The sequence below is a fragment of the Kitasatospora sp. NPDC007106 genome (assembly GCF_040634455.1).
GTDB lineage: Bacteria > Actinomycetota > Actinomycetes > Streptomycetales > Streptomycetaceae > Kitasatospora > Kitasatospora arboriphila.
Window position 1 is genome coordinate 1 of record NZ_JBEYFP010000910.1, and the last position, 2239, is coordinate 2239.

At 77.9% G+C, this 2239-nt stretch carries 2 protein-coding genes and 1 pseudogene; all 3 read right to left on the reverse strand.

Annotated features, from left to right (window positions below):
* A partial coding sequence (locus ABZ641_RS33925) for a GNAT family N-acetyltransferase (RefSeq protein ID WP_359988138.1) occupies positions 1-587 on the reverse strand: 587 nt, incomplete at its 3' end.
* Positions 584-1888, reverse strand: coding sequence for an MFS transporter (locus ABZ641_RS33930; RefSeq protein WP_359988140.1), 1305 nt, complete (start codon positions 1886-1888; stop codon positions 584-586). The genes ABZ641_RS33930 and ABZ641_RS33925, both read right to left, overlap by 4 nt.
* Positions 1885-2239, reverse strand: a pseudogene (locus tag ABZ641_RS33935) (phenylacetate--CoA ligase family protein); the annotation flags it as partial. The pseudogene ABZ641_RS33935 and the gene ABZ641_RS33930, both read right to left, overlap by 4 nt.

The following is a 2239-nucleotide window of genomic DNA, read 5'->3' on the forward strand; positions in this document are numbered from 1 at the left end:
GCGGCCGCGCGCGGGCGGCCGTGGTCGAGGCCGGTGCTGCGCCGGGCCGCCTCCAGCAGCGGCAGCAGGGCGCCCGGGACGGCACCGACGGTCTCCCGCCGGGCCAGCACGCCGTCGGCGTGCCGGGCGAACAGGGCGAGGCTCTCGCAGCCGGCCACCTCGACCGCGTTCGGCAGCAGGCCGAGGGCCCGGAAGCCGTGGCGGACGAAGACCTGCTGCGGGCCCGGGGTGACCACCCGGACGGTCGCGTACACGGAGTCCAGCGCGCCGCTCGCGAAGGCGTCCGCGCAGACCGCGGCGGTCAGCCGCCCGGCCAGTCCGCCGCCGCGTTGCTCGGGGTGGACGGCCAGGCCCACCAGCTTGCCGATCCGGCTGCCCGGGTCGGTCTGCACCGCCACCGATCCGGTGAGCCGGCCGCCGTCCTGACGGGCCGTCAGCCAGTGGGTGTGCGGGTCGGCGATGAGCCGGCGCATCTCCTCGGGGTCACTGCCGAGCGCGACCGGGTAGCCGTGGCCGTAGACGTCGAAGTAGAGCTGCCGCAGCTGGGCGACGTCCTGGGGCGCCGCAGGGGCGATCGTCGAGGTCACGCCGCGCCCCCGATCGGGCCGGAGTCCGCGATCGGACGGGCGTCCGCCGACGGCTCCCGGTGGCCCGTCCACCACAGCGCGGCGGCGACCGGCAGCACGCCGAGGGCCTGGACGAGGCAGAGCGTCCGCGGCGACAGGTGGTCGCCGAGCGCGCCGAAGAGCAGCGAGGACACCGGCAGGACGGCCCCGAGCAGGGCCTGCATCACCGCGAAGAAGCCGGCCCGGTCCTCGGCCGGCACGGTCCGCTGGAACAGCGCCACGAACCGCACGCCGATCACGCCGACGCACCAGCCGGCGACGGCCATCGCGGCGAGTGCGGTGGCCCGGCCGGCGGCCAGCCCGGGCAGGGCGAGGGCGGCGGCCATCAGGCCGAGGCAGCCCGCACCGATCGCCGTGGGCGCGCCGGGGAGGCGGCCGCCGGTGGCCGATCCAGCCAGGGTGCCGAGGCCGAGGGCGGCCTCCAGGGCGGCGACGGTCGTGCCGTCGGAGTGCAGCACCCCGCGGGTGTACAGCGGCATCACCACGAAGACGGCCGTGGTGAACAGGTTGGCCGCGGTGAAGCAGAGCAGCACCCGCCGGACGAAGGGCAGGTCGGCCAGGATCCGGCGCAGCGGTCGCCGTTCGGCGCGGGCGCCGCCGTCCGCGGCCGGGGCGGCGGGGAACCGGGTCGCGCCGATCAGTGCGGCGGCGAGCAGGTAGGCCCCGGCGCAGCCGGCGACCACGCCGGGCAAGCCCGAGGCGTCGACCACCAGCGGTCCGAGCAGGCCGCCGGCGAGTCCGGCGAGGGACTGGGTGGCGAGTTCGAAGCCGGTCGCGGTCTCCAGGTCGGCGTCGTCGACCAGGTCGGGGACGGCGGTGGTCAGGCAGGGGTCGAAGACGGCCTGGCAGCCGGCGAGCAGCAGCGCGGCGCCGTAGGCGAGGGCGGTCGGCGGGGTCGCGGCGTACGTCCAGCCGGCGGTGGCGAGGGCGGCCAGGCCGGCGACGGCGGCCGCGGTGCCGAGCACCGTGCGGTGCGGGCAGCGGGCGACGATCGCGGCGACCAGGGGCACCAGGGCGACCGCGGGCAGGGTGCTGACGGCGAGGAAGGCGCCGGAGGCGAGGCCGCGGTCGGGCCCGGCGGCGTAGCCGACCAGCCACCAGACCGCGCCGACCTGGAACATCCGTCCGGCGGCCTGGGTGAGCACCTGGGCGGCCCAGACGGCGCCGAAGCGCCGGTTGCGCAGGACGAGCGGCAGACGGCGGCCGGCCCTCCCGGCGAGCCGGGCCGGGTCGGTGTGCCCGGTCGTTCCGGTGGCGGTCATGAGTGCGGCCGTTCGTCGAGGACGCGGAGCAGCTTGCCCGTGCGGGTGTTGACGGCGAGTTCGTGGTGGCGCACCCAGTCGACGGAGAGCGGGTGGACGTGGCCGGCGGCGACCGCCTCCGGGTAGAGCGGCCGGGCGGTGTGCACCGCCCGTTCGACGGCGGCGGCCGTCGCGGCGAGGCCGTCGGGGCCGCCGTTCCCGGCGAGGCGCAGCACCAGGCCGTCCCGGCCGTCCCGGCGGCGCACGACCAGTTGCACCCCGGTCACCAGGCCGGCGGTGTCGGCGGCCCGGACGAGGTCGAGCACGTCCTCGGTGTACAACGACACCGGGCCGACCCGGACGCCCTCCTGG